We start from the raw sequence: 17,685 nt of genomic DNA, 5'->3' as shown, positions 1-17,685 counted from the left end.
GGCGCCGCCGCAGGTTCGGCCACGGCCGCCGCCGGCTCCGCCACAACAGCCGCGACCAGCGCCACCAATGCAGGCAATTCGGCAACGGCGGCTTCCGGCTCGGCATCGGGCGCGGCGACCAGCGCCACCAACGCAGGCAACTCGGCTACGGCTGCAGCCGGTTCGGCGAGCGCTGCCTCGGGCTCGGCAACCGCGGCTTCCACCTCAGCCACCAATGCCGCGACCTCCGCTTCCAATGCGGCGGCCAGTGCTGCGGCGGCATCAACCTCGGTGGCGGCGCTCGGCTACACCTTTTCCACGACCACAGCCGACGCCGATCCGGGCAACGGCACCTTGCGGCTGAACAATGCGAGCGCCGCGTTGGTGACCGCGGCCTATATCGATAATCTCGATGCCGGCGGCGCCACCGTGAGTGGCATCCTCGATGGCTTTGATGACAGCACGAACCCCATCAAGGGCCAGTTGACCCTGCGCTCGAAAGCCTCCACCGCTATCTACTATGTTTATAACGTCAGTGGCGCAGTTGTGGATGGTAGCGGCTACCGCAAACTGACGCTCGCCTATGTCAGCGGCGCCGGCACTTTGCCGACGGTGGCCAACGGCATCTGGCTGATGTTCGACCGTGCCGGCGACAGAGGCGCCGACGGGACGGGAGTAGGAGATTTTTTGGGGCCTGCGTCTTCGGCAACCGACAATATTGTCACTTTCGCGGGCACCACGGGCAAGGTGGGGAAGGATAGTGGGATCGCGGTGTCCAGCCTGGCGCCGAAGGCCAGCCCGACATTTACCGGGACGCCAACGGGGCCGACCGCAGCGCCTGGAACGAATACCACGCAATTGGCTACAACGGGGTTCGTCAAGGCTGGGTTTGATCTGAAACTTGATAGCCGACCCAACCTTGGTGTCGTCGCGCAGACGATCACCGATTGGAACAACGCCCTGGACAACGGCTGGTATATGGCCTCGGCGGCGGCTAATGCGCCAGACGGCGTAAATTGGTTCCTGGGGTTTGTGGAAGCGCACGGAAGCACTGGCTACCGGACGCAGACGGTGCATGATTTCGTCAACGACACTACGGCGGCAGACCAAAAGCTATGGCGGCGCAGGCAGGCTGGCGGTGCCTGGGGAGGATGGATCAAGCTGCAATGGTCGCAGGCCGAACAGGATGCACGCTATGTCCAGTCGTCCACGGCGTTGCTTCAGAAGTTTTATGAAAGCCCGCAACAGACCATCACATCCGGCGGGTCGCTGACGTTGGCTCATGGGCTGGGGGTGAAGCCGAAGCTCTATGCGGCCTTCATTCAATGTACTACGGCTAATTCGGGGTATTCGGTTGGTGACGAGATTCCCATTAACCCATCTCTCAATACAACTGATGCGACCGCTCAAGCTATTAGCATCGTGCCAGATGCCACCAATTTGAATGTACGGATTGGTAATGCTGCTGGCGCACTTAAAGTCCTCAACAAGGCTGGAACAGGTTTTAACGACATAACAAACGCTAGCTGGAAACTCGTTTTGAGAGCGTGGGCCTAGCTTGCGAAATGTGAGCAACGGTCTAAACGTTGGAACATGCATATTACTATTGCAGTGCAAGGCAAAATTCCCTGTCGAGGCTACGGCGGCACCCAGCGGCAAATCGATTGGCTCGCCAGCGCACTCGCATCTCTCGGACATAAAATGACACTGATTGCCGGAGTGGGCTCCACCCATCCGCGTTGCGAGGTCCGGCAGGCCGCGTCAGTAGTGGAATGTCTGGGGGCGATCCCTATCAATACTGACATCGTGCATTTCAACGGCTGGTATGATGTAGAAAGCCCGTATCGTGCGCTTTACACTCTGCACGGCTATGTTCCAAACGCCCCGAGAAAGGGGCAAAATTACAGCTTCGTCAGCGCCAGTCACGCGCATCATCATGATCGAGAAACGTTTGTTTACAACGGTTTCCCTGTGGATGCCTACCGGCTGGCAGATCGGAAAGGTGAGCGGCTGTTGTTTTTGGGCGGTATCGCGAGGGCCGGGAAGGGCCTCAACCGGGCCGTCGATCTGGCGAAGAAATTTAACTTCGAACTCGATATCGCGGGTGGCTCGAGGTGGAAGTTGCTCGGGCGCAGCCAAACCCGGAAAGAGTCTCTGTTCTTCAAGAGCTTATCGCCGCGCTACCGCTTCCACGGCACTGTCGATGGCGAGGAAAAGCTCCGATTGCTCGGCGAGGCGTACGCCTTCCTTAACCCGATCTCCTGGGCAGAGCCGTTCGGCATGGCGGCGGTCGAAGCAATGCTGTGCGGAACGCCTGTGCTGACCACTCCGTGCGGTGCGCTTGCCGAAACGGTCGATGCAGACAGCGGGCGTTTCTTCGAAACCGATGACGAGTTTGCTCACGGTCTCAATGAGATCAACAGCATTTCCGCGCGAACATGCCGTGAATCGGCAGCCGAAAGATTTCCGATCCAGAAAGCCGCAACGGCCTATCTGGAACTCTATAAACGCATCCTTGACGGCGAAGTGCTTCCGTGAGCCCGCTTTAGCCGCTCCATCCAAAATTCCTCTCCCGTGAGGAAGCGTTATAGCCGGCCAACCGACATGCCGTCGGCACAGTCAGGATCAACAGGACACTCGTCTCCTGTGCGTGATCTGTGACTGGCTAAAGTCTCCGAGCTAAATTCCACAATCTCCTGAGGTTACCCATGGACCGCAACTTCGCGCGGGCGCTTGCGCTCGTCCTCAAATCGGAAGGCGGCTGGTCCGACAATCCGGCCGATCCCGGCGGCGCAACCATGAAGGGCGTGACGCTGGCCAATTTCCGCCGCTACGTGAAGGCGGATGCGACGAAGGACGACCTTCGCCATATCACGGATGCTCAGGTGGCGACGGTCTATCGCCGCTTCTATTGGGATGCCACTGCGGGCGCCGAGCTTCCCGGCGGTGTCGACTATGCCGTCTTCGACTTCGCCGTGAACAGTGGGCCGGGCAGGGCGGCTAAATATCTGCAGGCGGCAGTTGGCACCGCACAGGACGGCAGGATCGGCCCGGCCACGCTCAAAGCTGTCGGCGCCAGGCCACCGGGCGCAGTCATCGACGATCTTTGCGATGCCCGCCTGGCATTCCTGCGGCGGCTGCCGACCTGGCGGGTTTTCGGCAAGGGTTGGAGCGATCGCATCCGGTCGGTCCGTTCCCAGGCGCTGTTGATGTCGGCACTACAGCCCGCGGCACCTTTGCCGGGCACCCCGCCCCAGCCATCAGCGCTCTCGCCGAAGCCCGGCAGTGCGATGCCGCCGGTGTCTACCGGCGGGCGCGTCAGTCCCGTCGAACGCCTGCCGTTCTGGCGTGCGCTGCTTCAAATCCTGAAACCGATTTTCGCAAGGAGTTCGACATGATCGCCGTCTTCATCCGCATCGGCTTGCGGTACGGCGCCGGTGTTCTGGTCGCGCGTGGCCTGCTCGGCGCCGACGACGCGGCGGCATTTTCTTCCGACCCCGACATTCAAGCTGGTCTGGAGATCGCCGCCGGTCTCGCCATCGCCTCGGTCACCGAGACCTGGCACTGGCTGGCCCGCAAATCCGGCTGGGAGCACTGACATGGAAGGGTTTCAACAACTGCTCATCGCCTATCTCGAAGCCGCGAAACCCTATGCTATCGGCTTTGCCGCCGGGCTTGTCGCCGGGTGGCTGCTGTGAGCGCGCTCCTCGCCGTCCTGCTTGGCAACAAAGCGCTGCTGGGCTTCCTGGCATCGGTCATCGCCGCCCTTTGCTGGGGCGCTCACCAGCGGCTGGCCGGCGCCAGGGCCGAGCGCGGCAAACTGGCGGCCGCTGAGGCCGCGGCGCGCGCGGTCGCTGAGCAGGTGCAGAACGACGTCGGCGCATTGCCGGCGGACGCTGTTCGAAAGGAGCTGAAATCATGGGCAAGGGACTGATGGTTGCGCTGCTTGTGGCGCTTGCCGGGTGCACGACTGCTTCGGGCGGCTTCTGCGCGATTTCGAGCCCGCTGCGCCTGTCGGCCGAAGCCGTCGACGTCCTGTCGCACGCCGAGGCGAGAGCGCTCTTGGCGCACAACCGCAAGGGACAAAAGCTCTGCGGATGGAGGCCTTAGCCGATGCACGACCTCTTCGACATGCTCGGCATCAAGGGGCCGGTCGTCGCCGCCGGGCTAGCCGGCGGCGTGCTGAGAGCACTGTCGCGCCATCGCTACAAGCTGCGCGAGATGATTGCCTCGCCGATCTGCGGGGCGCTGGCGGCTGCGTATCTGACGCTGCCTGCCGTCGCCTGGTTCAGGGCAACCGGCATGCCTATCCCCGATCCGGCCGACGACACCACGACGCTCGCCGCCGCCTTTTTGATCGGCGTCTCGGCCATGTGGATTTCCGACATCGTCTTCGAGGTCATCGTGCGGCGGTTCGGCTCGGCCGGCAACGAGTGATGCACTTGAGATGCTGGAAGAAGCCAGCGACAATGCCTACCTAAGGAGCAATCCAATGGAGGTATGATATGGCGACGTCTACCGAACGTGCAGTCCTTGCCGGCGGCTGTTTCTGGGGCATGCAGGATTTGATCCGGCGCTATCCCGGCGTGATCTCTACCCGCGTCGGCTATAGCGGTGGCGATGTGCCCAACGCCACGTATCGCAACCACGGCAGCCATGCCGAAGCCATCGAGATCGTTTTCGATCCGGCCAGGATCAGCTTTCGCACATTGCTCGAATCCTTTTTCCAGATCCACGATCCGACCACCAGGAACCGCCAGGGCAACGATGTCGGAATGAGCTATCGCTCGGCGATCTTCTACACCAGCGACGAGCAGAAGCGCGTCGCCGAAGACACCATCGCCGATGTCGATGCCTCTGGACTGTGGCCGGGCAAGGTCGTCACCGAGCTTGCGCCGGTGGGCGATTTCTGGGAGGCGGAGCCAGAGCATCAGGACTATCTCGAGAAATACCCCAACGGCTATACCTGCCACTTTGTCAGGCCGGGCTGGAAGCTTCCGGTCCGCGAAAAAGCTGTTTCGTAGCGCAGCCTCTATCGTCTGCTTATCTGGCGGTCGAACTATTCTTCCGCGCGATCGGTATGCCGGCCGCCTTGTTGAGGTGGCCGTGCTCGGGCTGCCCATAGATGAACGCGCCGTGGACGGTTTTGCCATCGACCTCAGAGCCTGAGAACGCGACGGCCTCGATCTTCTTTGTTCCGGTCAGGCTCTGGTTTCGAAGATAGGCGAAGGTTCGCACCGCTTCTCCGACAATTCGATCGAGAAATGGTTTTGGCCGCCTCCCGGGCCGTCGCACGAGGCTTGGAAAGCGCTCTCGTCCCGAAACAAAATGGTGCTGTGCGCAAAGCGCCGGCATGATCTGATAGATTCGATTGAGCGAGCAGGTCATGAATCCTGGGTGAAAAAGAACGAAGTCGACCTCTCCTCTCAGATGCATGGTCCTGCGCAGCAATCTTTGCGCTGCCGATCTGGAGATGACATAGCCTGCGGCGCCCGCGTGCAGGCCATAAAGTCTGGCAAGCGAAACCCCATCATCGAGAGCGACTTCCTTGCGTCCGACCCTCACTTTGGCAAAATGCGTTTCCAGCTTGATCACATCGGCATCGCGCGGCACCCATCGATCAGAAGCAAGCAGCGAGCCGGCGCCCGCGCCGAAAACGACGTCGTCCTCGAAAACCGCGCCATATTGATCCGCGCCGTTCGCAACGATCTCCCAACACGAGCGGTGGCTCAGGAAACAGCAAACCTCAGCAGCGCTCAGCGGGCTTTTGGCGACAGAGCAGCAAGGCAATCAATGGCGGAGACACGCTCAAATGGTACTCCGATCCTGCCGAACTCGGACGCGACATGCGCCAGCCGATCGCGAGAACGATCAAGATTGATCACCAGACACCTCATCAGCGCCCCCTTTGTCCGGTGATCAGTGAATATCACGTTCCCGTGATTGCACAAAATTTGCTTACGTGCGGGGCAGTGGGTAGCGGCGTACGGTGCCCCGGTTGATTTTGGAGGTTGGGTGACATTGACGGCGTCCCCCGCGTGGCGCGAGCCTTTACCGTGCGCGCCTAGACGAGTCGCCCTAGAAGCCGAAGAATTGCCGACCGATCACGTATCCGAGCGCGACGACCACAAGGGGAAACAGGGCGGGCGTCAGCCGACCAAGAGCGGAGGTCTTTGGCTGTTGTCTGGAGATGGTCCTGGGTGCATTGCCGAGATTCTTGGTCATCCGGTATAGTAGCAAGCGCTGATTAACGATTCCGTAACCCGATCGAGGCCGCCGCGGCTTTTCGCGTTTCTGGCGCGACCTTGACAATCCCCAGCCCATGACGCAACTGGGCCGTCTTTGAGAGCATTGTGAGGCAAGGTCAATGCGGCTGATTCAACGTCATGTCGATTTGGTTTGCATCGGCGCTGGTTCGGTTGCCGGCACCGGTCGCCCACAGGACGAAGTCCTGCACGCTTCGGTCGGTCCCGAAATGCCTCGGGTCCATTTTCCCGCGACCCCTACACACCGCATCCTTGGCGGCGAAGCGCTTCCTTGACGACCGGCGATCCAATCCTCTTCGTCGGCTTCCCCGCGGTCGGCGACTTCGTCCGTTGCCATTCCGCCATCCAGATCATCGCTGCGCGATTTCCTGATCGCCCCATAGATGTCGTCACCTCGCCCGTTGCAGCGCCGCTGGCGCGCCTGATGCCGCATGTCAGGAAGGGCTGGGCGCTTGCCAAGCGTCATCAGCGCCCCGGTTTTGGCGAGCGCAGCCGCCTGGTTGGCGAGTTGCGCAAGGAAAATTACCGCACGGCCTATCTGATGACCAGCAGCACCAAGGCGGCGCTGATGGCGTTCATGGCCGGAATAGAGGAGCGCATCGGCTATCCGCAGGAGTTGCAATTCGGCCTCCTCAATCGCTTCCCCGCCGGCTGGTTGGCGCATCTATGGGCCTTCGGACCCCGCAAGACGCGGCTCTTCGAGGAGGTCTGCTCGATTGCCTCGCTTGGCGAAAAGCCGGCTGCGGGCGCGGAGTGGCCGGCGCCCCGGCTTGTGGTCGATCCGGCCGAGTTGGACGATTGGCGCCAGCACAAGAAGATCGATGCCGACCGACCGGCACTGGCGCTCTATACTGCCGACATTGAGAATTTCCGCTCATGGCCCGTCGAGCGCTTCATTTCGATCGCCAGAGACCATCATGATCGCGGCTGGGCAATCTGGATTGTAGGCGGACCGCGCGAGCACGCCGGTGCCGCAAAAATCCGCGCCGCCATTCCTGAGGCAATCGACTTCACCTCGACCCCGTCGATTGCTGACGCGATGTGCCAGATCGCTGCGTCAACCATGTTCCTCGGGGTTGATGGCGGGATTTCCCACGCCGCCGCTGCCCTGAACGTCCCATGCGCGCTCATCTACGGGGTGAATCGCCCCTATGTGCACGGGCCCGTAAACAACCATGTTCGCTTTATCGAACCACCGCTTTCGACGCCCAGCTGGGTCAAGGACACGCGGGGCATCAGCGAAACTCGGGTGAGGGAGGCTCTGGCTGACATCTCAGCCGGTATTGCCAACTGACCGGTGGCCTCGCCGGCCCCAAGCGTCTGATCAAACGCTCCGTGGGGGCAACCATAGCCCCATTTCGGGTTTACCCCTTGACACTACCCCTTGGCCCTGCGGTTTTCGGGCTCGTGATTGCCGACCCAGTGGGCACGGATGCGGTCGCTGGCTTCAAGGTAGGCCATGTCGATGAGGTAGGTCAGAAGCTTCTCGCCGTCGCCTTCGGCTTTCTGCCGAAGCTCCCGCAGTATCCCTTGCGCGAACTGCAGGTTCTCCATTTTGCTCGGCTGGTCCATCGGTGCCCCCCAATGTCTGCGCATGAACTTTGTGCTGACTATGCTTGCATGAAGATTGCCGTGAAGTGGATATTGCACGTGCGGACCGCGATCCTGCGAAGGCGCTGGCTGCATGAAAGCCGCCCCATCCGGATTCAAGATTCGCTACACTATGTGACGGAAAGAAAATAAACAAAGCGTTCTTTTGTACAAGACAGGAAGATTCCTTCAGTTCACACCGCGAGATACTTGGACAGCATAGTTGACGTAACGATATTGCGTGGTCTTAAGCTCTCGTTTCCAAACAAAACGTAGCATCGTTGCAACCACAAGACGAATTCCAGCTGACCGGAGACGCTCCGTAGTCAATCGCCGGTTACAAACGGCATGGGTCTCAGCCCAGGGCTTTGGCCAATCCATCGTTCCACGGCAGCGCAGGCCGGATGATCTACCGCCCGCCTTGGCTTGACGCCAAGGCGGGCTTTTTTGCGTTTGGCTTCTACCGGGTGAAATGTTGTCGGACCCGGTGCTGTCGGCATCGGGCGGTTTCGAGAATGAATTTCCTGCCTGCCGGCTGTCTGCGCCGCTCGCGCTAGGCCGACTTGCGTTGCGGCAAGCTAGACGGCGTCTCGACACCGTCAGAAATCGGTTCGGCTGTCCGGTTTGTCGGCTCGTCATCGACCCGGTCGTGCTCGATTTGCCGGGCGGCAGGCAAGGGTTGCAACCAGTGCTCACGGCGATTGACCCAGAGTTCATAGCTGGGCTCCAGCCCTTCGGTGGGCACCTCATCGAGGCTGCCAATCGTCACTTCCACCTCATTCTCACGAACCAAAGGGACCCGGCCGCCGCAGGTGGGACAAAAACTTCTGTCGCCGTAGCTGTTGACGATACCCGTCGTTTCGAACGCCTCGAGCGGCCACACTGCAAACGCCGAAAAAGCCGACCCGCTAGCCTTGCGGCAGTCCTTGCAATGGCAAAGGCCAATCCGAAAGGGATCTCCCGTCACCGAAAACTGGATGCCGCCGCACAGGCAGCTGCCGCTCCGCCTTGTATCATTGGGCATGACCGCTCCTCCATCTGGTTGGGCATCACACCGCTACATCTTGCAGCGCCATGCGCACAATCAATTCACGCGCGGCGCAAGGGTTCCATGTCGCCTCGCGCAATGCATCGTCTGAACCCGGGAGCGCCATGGCAACGACCGCCGCAAGGCTGCTGGATATGTCAGTTCGGGAAATCGAACACCGGTTCCCGGCACCAATAGACACGGCACTGGCCATCACGTGTCGGAACGGAGGCAGCGACCGGCACCTCCGGCCAGTCGCACTCGTTGCCGTATTGGCGGACATAGCGATCGTAAGTATTCCGGCCGGTCGTCAACACCGCCGAGTGATGGCTCTGGATCAGGTGCTGCGTCTCCTCGCAGCTCATCGAACGCGTGTCGGGTCGGGCGTAGGCCGTGCTTGTTGCTGCAAACAACGCCGTTCCAATGATCCATGCGATTGTTTGGGATGTCATGGCGATCCTTATCCTAAAATACGGCCAGGTATTTCAACAGCGAAATGATGCCGATAATGATGACAACGATCTGCGCGATCTGCCTCGTGCGGCCATCGAGCGGCAGACGCTGGATGAGATAGAGCACCAGGATGATCACCAGGAAAGTGATCAGAATGCCGATAAGTACCGATGAAGCCATGTCCCTCACTCCGTCTGGCTACGTCTGAGAAGAGTACGCAGCGGCAAACGCTCTGGCCCTTGATTGGTTCCTGTCGATGCGAAGCCATCGGCGCAGCGTAAAGGCTGCGAAACAACGTTCCGCGGCCTTTGAAGCTGGATGCCGATCAGGGCCTGTTTGCCGCAATGTTGTCGTTTGCCATCGGCGACACAGTTCCAGGCAACTTGTTGCTGGCGTCAGGCGGGGCTAACGGGAGAACCGCCTCGGGTTGACGAGCTTCCGACAAAGACGGCCTGAGTTGCGCTTCGTTGTCGACATTTGCGCGAGCCCTGAGATCCGGCGCCGCCCGGCGGGTGATCGCCTTTTCTGAGGAGAACAATTGCCGTCCCAAGGGGACGACGGGAACCGAAACCTCGCACGTGCATCTCAGCTACCGCGGAACGGGCAAATCGAGCAGGTGGGGAATTTGGGGTAGGGGAATACGTCATCCAACATGCGGGGATTGGAATCCCAGGTGTCGGGCCCGCCAGTTTGTTGGAAGCGTTGCCCGTTGCAGCCTACACCATCGACACACAGGGCCGCATCACCTTCTACAACGAGGCCGCCGAACCTGAGTGGGACGACGCGCCGCGGTTTTGGCTCCGTCGTGCTCAAGCGGGTTGCACCACAAGCGCTTAGCGGCACCGGACAACTGGAATTTGGGGAACAAGGCGTCGTCTGGACGCTCCAGGCGCCGCTGCGCTCGGTCCAAATCTCTCTCGCGGATTTTGTCGATTGAAAGAGCGGGTCGCGCCTTAGGACAATCCCAGCAGGGGAGCGGTTTGGCCGCCTGTGGTGTCGGAATTGCCGATGCCAGACAGTTCGTGCTTATCGTCGGCAAGCGAAGTCAATCTCCCCGCCTCGACGGAGGTCAGTCCGTCCAATTCCATCACCGCGCCGTAGAGTTGGGCCGTCTGCATCACAAGCCGCTCGACATCTTCAAGGGCGACGTTCTCGTCCAGGTTACGCAATCGTATGTCCTCGGCAACCACCGCAATATTGACCATTCCGCGCGAGCGCAGCGCGCCCAGGACCCGTGAATTGAGATCCTCCCGTAGCCGAGCCGAATATCCGTAGCGCATGGAAACCTTCCTTTCAGGAGCCGGTTGTCCCGTCGTGGTCAAGATGCGCCAACGACCTTCCGATGGCAAGAAGAATATAAAATATTCTCAGGTAAATCAAGTAGTTAGCAGACTGCGCGGGTTGTGCTATCGGCGTGTCTTCCTCATCGTTGGTCTTGTATGTGAGTCACCCATCAGCCTCTCTTGACGCGCTGCACGGGGACCCCTAGCTATACTGCAATTGAGACACATACTAACTCACCATATTTTTGGTCTTGACGGTTGGAGGCGCGAATGGCCGAGCTGGAACGACCCGAGCGACTGCAGATCATGCTGACAGCCGAGGAATTGGCTGCCTTGGAAAACTGGCGCTTCGAAAAGCGCATGCCAAGCCGGTCCGCGGCGGTGCGGGAACTGCTGCGGCGCGGCCTGGATGCGGATGGATTCCTGACTGCGGGACAAGGAACTAAGTCTCAGGACTTTGGAATTCTGGGCAGCAGTGTGACTGGCGACGGCCAGTCGGGCGAGTAATCCGACGGCGGTTAGCCAACAATCGCTTTTTCTGGAAGTGCCGCTACCAATTTATTGCAGTGGCGGAAACGCAAAGCGGGTCGGCTCTCGGCAGGGTACTGGTCTCAGCAGGGTACTCTTGGCGTATGGTTGCAAAGCCCGCTCCGGTTCGCCGGAGCGGGCTTTTTGCGTTTTCCGAACAGGAAATGGTCGCGATCGCTTTCAGATACGCTCAAGGTTCTCTTCGCACTCCATGCACGTGACGCTGTGACCGGGGCACCTGAGCCGGTGTGTTCCTCCAGGGCAGCAATGGCCGTTCGAGCTCGCCCACCGGGCACAGACAAACACCTTGCGGGTTCCGTGGCATTGTGGACATTCTATCGGACGCGCCAGCAGAGCCTCGTTTTCCGAGACACGGCATTCCCTCTCAAGAACCTGGACCATCTGAAACCCCAAGGCCGAAATACGGCTAAGCTATCCATACCCGGAAAGCCTAAATTAGAATTTAATCACATAGATCACGAGCCTTCCGAGGGGGAAGTTTCGCGGATGGCGATCTCAGTCCGCCGCAGTCCGCCGCGCGTGTCTCATTCCCAATTTCGGCCGTCTCAAGATCAAGCTCCGGTTGCTCCCGGCATCGGTCGACCCGCGATTTTGCCCACCGATTTTCGCATTCGGATCGTTATAGGCTTTCGCTTTGCTGGAGCGGCGTTAAAGCTGCCCGGCAAATGCCTGAGCGGGAACAGTCCGTTCCTGCGTCGGTTCGTTTGGACAAGGATGTCTGCCAATGACATTGATGGGCGCAGCGGCACTTTTGATCCTTGTCCTGACTTATGCCGGCGTCGCAGTCGGGCGTATTCCAGGCCTCCGTCTCGACCGGGCAGGGATCGCCTTGCTGGGGGGGGCGGCGATGATCGCCATCGGCGCACTCAGTATGGAAGATGCCTATCGCGCCATCAATTTCGACACCATTACGCTGCTGCTCGGCATGATGATCGTGGTGGCGCATCTGAAGGTGTCCGGCGCCTTCCGGGCGCTTGGCGCCTACGCTATCGAGCATGCGCACGCGCCTTTCGTGCTGCTGGTGATGGTGACGCTGTTGACCGGCGTGTTGTCGGCGTTCCTGGTCAACGACGCCATCTGCCTGGTCATGGCGCCGATCGTCGTCCACGTCACCCGTGTCATCAATCGCAATCCCATTCCCTATCTGATCGCCACCGCCACCGCGTCCAACTGCGGCAGCGTCGCCACCATCACCGGCAACCCGCAGAACATGGTCATCGGCGCGCTGTCGGGAATTTCCTACCCAGCCTTTTCGGCCGCCCTGGCGCCGGTTGCCCTCTTCGGCCTCGTCGCGGTCGTCGTCATCGTGCGCATCGTCTACCGCGCCGAATTCGCCCGCCCCGCCGATCTCAACCCGGAAGTCTATCGCGGCCGCATGCTGCCGGGACAGGTGCTGAAGGCGGTGGTTGTCTGCATTGGCCTGGCCATCGCCTTCTTCGCCGGCGTTCCGGTTGCCAAGGCAGCGCTCATCGGCGGGGCCATCCTGCTGCTCACCCGCGCCATCAAGCCGGCCCGCATCTACCGCGAGATCGACGGCCCGCTGCTGTTCATGTTCGCCGGCCTGTTCATCGTTGTCGCCGGCGCCGAAAAGACGCTGCTGACGCCCGACATCATCGCCTCGGCCAAGAACCTCGGGCTGGACGACGTCTGGCGTCTATCGGGCTTCACCGCGGTGCTCTCCAACATCATGAGCAATGTTCCGGCCGTGCTGGCGCTGCGGCCATTCATACCCGGCCTTGAAAACCCCGGGCGTGCCTGGCTGGTGGTGGCGATGAGCTCGACGCTGGCGGGCAACTTCACCTTGCTCGGCTCAGTCGCCAACCTGATCGTCGCCGAACAGGCGCGGGCGGCCGGCACGCAGCTGTCCTTCTCAGCCTTCTTCAAGGTCGGCCTGCCACTGACGCTGCTGACCCTTGCCGTCGGGACGGCATGGCTGGCGGCTGGATTCTAGAGCAATTCCAGGAAAAAGTGTGAAGCGGTTTTTCGGTCCGGAATTGCGTCAAAACAAAGAGATAGCGTGTTTCGCCGTCTTCATTAAACGATGAACGCTCTAGCGGATAGTCGCCGATCCTGACCTTGCCCGAACCAGCGTTGCAGCGGCATGTCCGGCCGCCTCGACATAGTCGGGGTTGCGGTGGATCAGCATGATCGAGAACGCGCCGTCCATCAAAAGCACGATTTCGCGCGCCAGGGTCTGCGGCTCGTCGACGCCGTGGCCTGTGAGTTCGCCGGCCAGCCAGGTCTCGAAATTCTGCTTATGCCGCGCCCCCGCTTTAACGGCCGGGTGTCCGGGCATGGAAGCGAGTTCGGCTGCCGTGCGCAGAAAGCCGCAGCCTCTCCATTTCGGGTGCTTCGCCACGCGCGCCAGATTGGTGAAAATCGCCTCGACCTTGCGCTCGACATCGCCTTCGGCCGTCTCGAACCAGCCGGCCATCTGCTTGAGGTTCGGCTGGTCGCGACCGTCGAGATAGGCCGCGATCAAATCGTCCTTGCTCTTGAAATGATAGTAGAGCGTGCGCTTGGTCAGCCCGGCTTTTTCCGCCACTGCATCGACGCTGACGCGGCCGATCCCCTCGGCATAGAACAGCTTCGTTGCGGCATCGACAATGCGTTTGCGGGTGGGGTTCGGTGCTTCGCTCATAGGGCAAGTATACCGACTAGTGAATATACATACAACCGAAAGCCTGATCCTCTCCGGTCGACAAACACAGGGAAGGAAAAGACATGACCGAGCTTGTGCTCACCGAGGCCCGCGACGGGATCGCCATCCTCACACTTAATCGGCCGGAAAAGCTCAACGCCTTGAACTATGCGCTGATTGATCGCCTGCTTGCGCTCCTCGATGCCGCCGAGACCGACGATGCCATCCGCGCCATCATCCTCACTGGAGCAGGAGCGCGCGCCTTCTCCGCCGGCGCCGACATCCTTGAATTCTCAGGCAGCGTGGCCATCGGCGTCGACGTTGCCCTGCGCGACTTCGTCATGCGCGGACAGCGGCTGACTGCAAGGCTGGAGGCATTCCGCAAGCCCGTCATCGCCGCCGTCAACGGCATCGCTTTCGGCGGCGGCTGCGAGATCACCGAAGCCGTGCCGCTCGCTATCGCCAGCGACCGCGCCTTGTTCGCCAAGCCTGAGATCAACCTTGCAATGCCGCCTGCTTTCGGCGGCACGCAGCGGCTTCCGAGGCTGGCAGGGCGCAAGCGGGCGCTCGAGCTGCTGTTGACCGGCGATTGGTTCCCGCCGCCGCGCGCCCTCGAACTCGGCCTCGTCAATCAGGTGGTGTCGCATGAGGAGCTGATGCCCGCCGCAATTGATCTCGCCCGGCGCGTGACCAGGCATTCTCCTGCAGCAATTGCCTCGATCCTCACAGCAGTGGCGCGCGGCCTGAACCAGAGCATCGCGGATGGCTTGGCTGTCGAGGCCGAGCAGTTCGCCCGCATGGCTCCGACCGCTGATCTGCGCGAAGGGCTGGATGCCTGGATCGCACGCCGCCAGCCGGGCTGTCACGGCTCGTGGACGCACATCACCCGGCCGGATGAAGCCAGGCGAGCCTCAACGCAGCAGGACGGGCTTGCGGACCGCGATCAAGGCGCCGTCACGGCCAGATGACCTTTCATGTTGGGGTGGAAGCGGCAGAAATAGTCGACCGCTTCCGCCTTCTGCAGGGTCAGGCTCGCTGTTGACTTCGGCGGGATCATCACTTCCCAGCCGCCCTTGACGGTAGCCGTGTGGGCGAACACGTCATTGTTCACCCACTTGATCGTGTCGCCGACCTTCGCCTCGACGGTGGTCGGCGAAAAGACAAGCTTGTCGATGGTGACCTGGATGGTTTCGGCCTGCACGGGTGAGGTCCCGAAGACCAGCGCCAGTGCAATCCATAGCAGCCGTTTCGACATGGCCTGGTCCTTACTTCAGCATACCTGCAACATGCTCGGCGTGCTGTTCATGGCCCTGGAAAATCTTCAGGCCGGTCTGCAGCAGGCTCTTCAACTCGGCATTGCTGGCCGATGGGATCAAAAGGGTTTCAAGCGCGCCGTCGACCTGTTTGTGGTAGGCGATCTCGTTGTCGACATAGGCTTTGTCAAAGGCTGCGCCGTCGAGTTTGGCGAGCTTCGCCCGCTCCTCGGCCGCAGCCTTGGTCAGCGCCTGGCTGGTTGCGTTGTCTTCCGGCGTCACCTTCAGCTTCTTTACCAGTTCCAGTGCCTGCGCGTTGACCGCTTCGTGGTCGCGCACCATGTCGTTGGCGAAATCCACGACCTCCTTGGTCTTCGATTTCTTGATCGCCTGCTTGGCGGCTTCCACATCGATGACGCCTGCCGTGTAGGCGATGTGGGCGATCTGCGGGTCCGTCGGCTTGTCGGCGGCTTGTGCGAGCGGGGCAGCGCCAAGCAGCAGCAAGGCAGCGAGGGCGGCGGTGTGTCGGGTAAGCATGGCATCTCCTTCGCCCGGACGCGGGATCGCGCCGGGCCATGTTTTTCAGTTGACGGTCATTGGATGCGCAGCGGCGGCAAACGTTCCCGGGGAAATCGGCCAAATCAGCCGATGATCAGCTCTCCAGGCCGAGCCGCTGCATGACGGCGCTGGTCAGCCTGTCGCAGCGCCGGCCGGCAAACGGGAAGGCGTCGAGCAGCACCGGCCCGATCTGGTCGTCGAGTGCCTTGCGTACCAGGGCGCGGGCGCGGTGTAGCCTTGTCTTGACGGTTTCCGGCCGCACGCCAAGCAGCTCGGCGGTCTCCTCGATACTGAGCCCCTCGATAACCCGCGCCACGAACACCGTCCGATAAACATCGGGCAGGCTGTCGGTCGCCCGTTCCACCAACTCGAGGATCTGCCGCTGCGCCATCGTCCGCTCCGGATCGTCGCTGGGATTGAGGGGGAACTGGATGATTTCGGCTTGCGGGTTTTTCGCCACCGTCCGCCGCCTTTTGCGCAGACGGCCGAGCGCCTCGTTGATGACGATGCGCGACAGCCAGGTGGCCAATGAGGACTCCCCGCGAAAGGCATCGAGATGGGCAAAGGCTCTGACATAGGCCTCCTGGACGATGTCCTCGGCTTCGGCATCGTTGCGCACCACCCCGCGAGCGATGCGATAGAGCCGCTGATTATGGGTCTTCATGATGATGCAGAAGGCGTTGCCTTCGCGTGCCAGCGCGCGGCGCACGAGAAGCATCTCGCTTGAAGCAGCCGTGGGCATTGGTACAGACATAGCAGGCATGGCCAGTTCCTCGATCCAATCCCCGTCCGAAACCTCGATCAAGACATTGGATGACATCGCCGGCAAAAGGTTCCCGGCCATTTTCGCCCGGCTCCGACGGCGCCTAGAATACTGCTTCCGCCAGCGGCTTGTCAGCAGCCTGCACTCGCGCCGTGGCCGCAAGCAGGTCGGTCTGCGTGATCAGGCCAAGGATGCGGCTGTCCCCGTCCACGATGATGACTGCATGGGTGCGGCCGTCGGTGAGCACCGGTAGCAGGGCCATGGCGGGCGTACCGGCGGCGGCGGTCGACGCTGTCGACGTAACGCTTCCGACGGCTTCGTCGGCTCGCGCCAATTCCCTCAATCCAACGGTGCCGACCAGCCTGGCGTCCTTGTCGACAACCGGCAGCGTGCGGATATTGTGGTCGAGCAGCAGATGACGCGCCCGATCGGCGGACGCGTGTTCATCGACCGAAATCACGTCGCGGGACATGATGTCCTCGCACAACATGGTTCGGTGTGCGCGCATCGTCGCTTGCAGTTCGACCTGTCGCAGCAGCTGTTCGAGATCGTTGCGGTCGATGTCGAAGGTCTCGTCGAGCGCAGCCAGCGCGGCATCGATGTCCTCGGCCCGGAAGCCGATGCGCTCCTGAGCCGGCGGATCGATGGTTCCGTGCGTGCTTTTCGGGGCAGGGGCCGGCACATGCGGGTAGCTGCGTCGCGACAGCCTGTGGAAAGCATAGCCGAGCGCGACCAGCATCATGGAGTTCAGCGCCACCGGCACGAACGGAAACAGGAAGCCCGCACCGATCACGGCCGGCCCGCCGAGCACGGCGGTCAGTGCGGCGGCTCCGCCCGGCGGATGCAGGCAGCGCGAGAACGACATGGCGGCGATCGCCATCGCCACGGCAATGCCCGTGGCGAGAACGGGCTGATGGACGAAATGGGCCACGATCACGCCGACCAGCGCCGATATTGTATTGCCGCCGATGATCGACCATGGCTGCGCCAGCGGGCTTGCAGGCACCGCAAACAGCAGCACCGCCGACGCCCCCATCGGCGCCACCAGCAGCGGCACATGCGGGCCGTTGCCAAGCACCAGCGCGCCGATCGCGCCGGTCAGCGCAATGCCGATCATCGCCCCGATGCAGGCGATGAGGCGCTCGCGCAGCGTCGCGCCGGCGAGAATGGGGACAAAGAGACGAAAGGCCATGGCAAGCTCAGTCCGGCTGGAATTGTGCGCGCAGCGCCTGCAATGGCGTTGGACCGACGATTTTGAAAGTCAAACCGATCCGAAAATGCGCGCGTTGGGGAAATAACATTGCGCTTGGTTGACCGATGAGC

The 17,685-nt window shown here is 61.4% G+C and carries 24 protein-coding genes; 12 read left to right on the top strand and 12 right to left on the bottom strand.

Annotated features, from left to right (window positions below; all coding sequences use genetic code 11):
- A partial coding sequence (locus tag X733_RS02455; protein ID WP_196813782.1) for a hypothetical protein occupies positions 1-212 on the bottom strand: 212 nt, incomplete at its 3' end.
- A 58-nt stretch (positions 213-270) separates the two neighbouring features.
- On the opposite strand from X733_RS02455, the gene X733_RS02460 reads away from it, so the two are divergent.
- The 8 genes from X733_RS02460 to msrA all read left to right on the top strand — a co-directional run bounded on the left by X733_RS02460 (position 271) and on the right by msrA (position 5,003).
- Positions 271-1,536: a pyocin knob domain-containing protein gene (locus X733_RS02460; RefSeq protein ID WP_023749134.1), complete on the top strand. Its 1,266-nt coding sequence runs from the start codon at positions 271-273 to the stop codon at positions 1,534-1,536.
- A 144-nt stretch (positions 1,537-1,680) separates the two neighbouring features.
- A complete protein-coding gene (locus X733_RS0135800) occupies positions 1,681-2,517 on the top strand; it encodes a glycosyltransferase (RefSeq protein WP_245274523.1) in 837 nt (278 codons plus the stop codon).
- A 170-nt stretch (positions 2,518-2,687) separates the two neighbouring features.
- The gene (locus tag X733_RS138890) at positions 2,688-3,377 is read left to right on the top strand and encodes a glycosyl hydrolase 108 family protein (RefSeq protein WP_023820025.1); all 690 of its coding nucleotides are present in this window, start codon (positions 2,688-2,690) and stop codon (positions 3,375-3,377) included.
- Positions 3,374-3,577, top strand: coding sequence for a hypothetical protein (locus X733_RS138895; protein WP_023689878.1), 204 nt, complete (start codon positions 3,374-3,376; stop codon positions 3,575-3,577). The genes X733_RS138890 and X733_RS138895 overlap by 4 nt, the downstream gene beginning before the upstream one ends.
- A gap of 96 nt (positions 3,578-3,673) precedes the next feature.
- Positions 3,674-3,913, top strand: coding sequence for a hypothetical protein (locus X733_RS138900; RefSeq protein ID WP_023684348.1), 240 nt, complete (start codon positions 3,674-3,676; stop codon positions 3,911-3,913).
- Positions 3,898-4,089 (top strand): hypothetical protein, encoded by a 192-nt coding sequence (locus X733_RS138905; protein ID WP_023820024.1) that lies wholly within the window; start codon positions 3,898-3,900, stop codon positions 4,087-4,089. The genes X733_RS138900 and X733_RS138905 overlap by 16 nt, the downstream gene beginning before the upstream one ends.
- A gap of 3 nt (positions 4,090-4,092) precedes the next feature.
- Positions 4,093-4,416 (top strand): hypothetical protein, encoded by a 324-nt coding sequence (locus X733_RS138910; protein ID WP_023689880.1) that lies wholly within the window; start codon positions 4,093-4,095, stop codon positions 4,414-4,416.
- Positions 4,417-4,484: 68 nt separating this feature from the next.
- The gene (gene msrA / locus X733_RS138915) at positions 4,485-5,003 is read left to right on the top strand and encodes a peptide-methionine (S)-S-oxide reductase MsrA (RefSeq protein ID WP_023671461.1); all 519 of its coding nucleotides are present in this window, start codon (positions 4,485-4,487) and stop codon (positions 5,001-5,003) included.
- A 19-nt stretch (positions 5,004-5,022) separates the two neighbouring features.
- On the opposite strand, the gene X733_RS01000000166690 is transcribed toward msrA, so the two are convergent.
- Positions 5,023-5,769 carry a glycosyltransferase family 25 protein gene (locus X733_RS01000000166690; RefSeq protein ID WP_023820023.1) on the bottom strand — a complete coding sequence of 249 codons (747 nt, stop codon included), beginning with the start codon at positions 5,767-5,769 and terminating at the stop codon, positions 5,023-5,025.
- Positions 5,770-6,378: 609 nt separating this feature from the next.
- Here X733_RS01000000166690 and waaF point away from each other — a divergent pair.
- Complete coding sequence (gene waaF, locus X733_RS138920; RefSeq protein ID WP_348625879.1) at positions 6,379-7,539, top strand: lipopolysaccharide heptosyltransferase II; 1,161 nt, start codon at positions 6,379-6,381, stop codon at positions 7,537-7,539.
- Between the two features lie 83 nt (positions 7,540-7,622).
- Here waaF and X733_RS138925 read toward each other — a convergent pair whose 3' ends face one another.
- From X733_RS138925 to X733_RS01000000166685, 5 genes are all read right to left on the bottom strand, one after another.
- Complete coding sequence (locus tag X733_RS138925) at positions 7,623-7,817, bottom strand: hypothetical protein (protein WP_023705682.1); 195 nt, start codon at positions 7,815-7,817, stop codon at positions 7,623-7,625.
- A 571-nt stretch (positions 7,818-8,388) separates the two neighbouring features.
- A complete protein-coding gene (locus X733_RS0135790) occupies positions 8,389-8,859 on the bottom strand; it encodes a GFA family protein (RefSeq protein WP_023814799.1) in 471 nt (156 codons plus the stop codon).
- Positions 8,860-9,020: 161 nt separating this feature from the next.
- Positions 9,021-9,314: a hypothetical protein gene (locus tag X733_RS138930; protein WP_023814798.1), complete on the bottom strand. Its 294-nt coding sequence runs from the start codon at positions 9,312-9,314 to the stop codon at positions 9,021-9,023.
- Between the two features lie 13 nt (positions 9,315-9,327).
- Positions 9,328-9,495, bottom strand: coding sequence for a Thivi_2564 family membrane protein (locus X733_RS1000000168730; protein ID WP_023671469.1), 168 nt, complete (start codon positions 9,493-9,495; stop codon positions 9,328-9,330).
- Positions 9,496-10,268: 773 nt separating this feature from the next.
- Positions 10,269-10,595: a hypothetical protein gene (locus X733_RS01000000166685; protein WP_023727873.1), complete on the bottom strand. Its 327-nt coding sequence runs from the start codon at positions 10,593-10,595 to the stop codon at positions 10,269-10,271.
- A 273-nt stretch (positions 10,596-10,868) separates the two neighbouring features.
- Between X733_RS01000000166685 and X733_RS138935 the strand changes: the two genes are divergently transcribed.
- Both X733_RS138935 and X733_RS138940 read left to right on the top strand, forming a co-directional pair.
- Complete coding sequence (locus tag X733_RS138935) at positions 10,869-11,105, top strand: hypothetical protein (protein WP_023671471.1); 237 nt, start codon at positions 10,869-10,871, stop codon at positions 11,103-11,105.
- Positions 11,106-11,871: 766 nt separating this feature from the next.
- Positions 11,872-13,098 carry an anion transporter gene (locus tag X733_RS138940; RefSeq protein ID WP_031194071.1) on the top strand — a complete coding sequence of 409 codons (1,227 nt, stop codon included), beginning with the start codon at positions 11,872-11,874 and terminating at the stop codon, positions 13,096-13,098.
- Between the two features lie 99 nt (positions 13,099-13,197).
- Here X733_RS138940 and X733_RS138945 read toward each other — a convergent pair whose 3' ends face one another.
- A complete protein-coding gene (locus X733_RS138945; RefSeq protein WP_023727874.1) occupies positions 13,198-13,788 on the bottom strand; it encodes a TetR/AcrR family transcriptional regulator in 591 nt (196 codons plus the stop codon).
- An 83-nt stretch (positions 13,789-13,871) separates the two neighbouring features.
- Between X733_RS138945 and X733_RS138950 the strand changes: the two genes are divergently transcribed.
- Complete coding sequence (locus X733_RS138950; protein ID WP_023727875.1) at positions 13,872-14,756, top strand: crotonase/enoyl-CoA hydratase family protein; 885 nt, start codon at positions 13,872-13,874, stop codon at positions 14,754-14,756.
- On the opposite strand, the gene X733_RS138955 is transcribed toward X733_RS138950, so the two are convergent.
- The 4 genes from X733_RS138955 to X733_RS138970 form a co-directional block, all read right to left on the bottom strand.
- Positions 14,732-15,043, bottom strand: a complete 312-nt coding sequence (locus X733_RS138955) for a cupredoxin family copper-binding protein (RefSeq protein ID WP_023743015.1) — start codon at positions 15,041-15,043, stop codon at positions 14,732-14,734. The two genes, X733_RS138950 and X733_RS138955, sit on opposite strands and share 25 nt — an antisense overlap.
- 10 nt (positions 15,044-15,053) lie before the next feature.
- Positions 15,054-15,578 (bottom strand): DUF4142 domain-containing protein, encoded by a 525-nt coding sequence (locus tag X733_RS138960; protein ID WP_023697729.1) that lies wholly within the window; start codon positions 15,576-15,578, stop codon positions 15,054-15,056.
- Between the two features lie 115 nt (positions 15,579-15,693).
- The gene (locus X733_RS138965; protein ID WP_023730437.1) at positions 15,694-16,362 is read right to left on the bottom strand and encodes an RNA polymerase sigma factor; all 669 of its coding nucleotides are present in this window, start codon (positions 16,360-16,362) and stop codon (positions 15,694-15,696) included.
- A 103-nt stretch (positions 16,363-16,465) separates the two neighbouring features.
- Positions 16,466-17,554: an HPP family protein gene (locus tag X733_RS138970; protein WP_023727878.1), complete on the bottom strand. Its 1,089-nt coding sequence runs from the start codon at positions 17,552-17,554 to the stop codon at positions 16,466-16,468.
- Positions 17,555-17,685: the final 131 nt, after the last annotated feature.

This window comes from Mesorhizobium sp. L2C066B000 (assembly GCF_000502335.1).
In the GTDB taxonomy this organism is placed as follows: domain Bacteria; phylum Pseudomonadota; class Alphaproteobacteria; order Rhizobiales; family Rhizobiaceae; genus Mesorhizobium.
The sequence above is the reverse complement of the archived record's forward strand: the minus strand, read 5'-3'. Positions and strand labels throughout refer to the sequence as shown.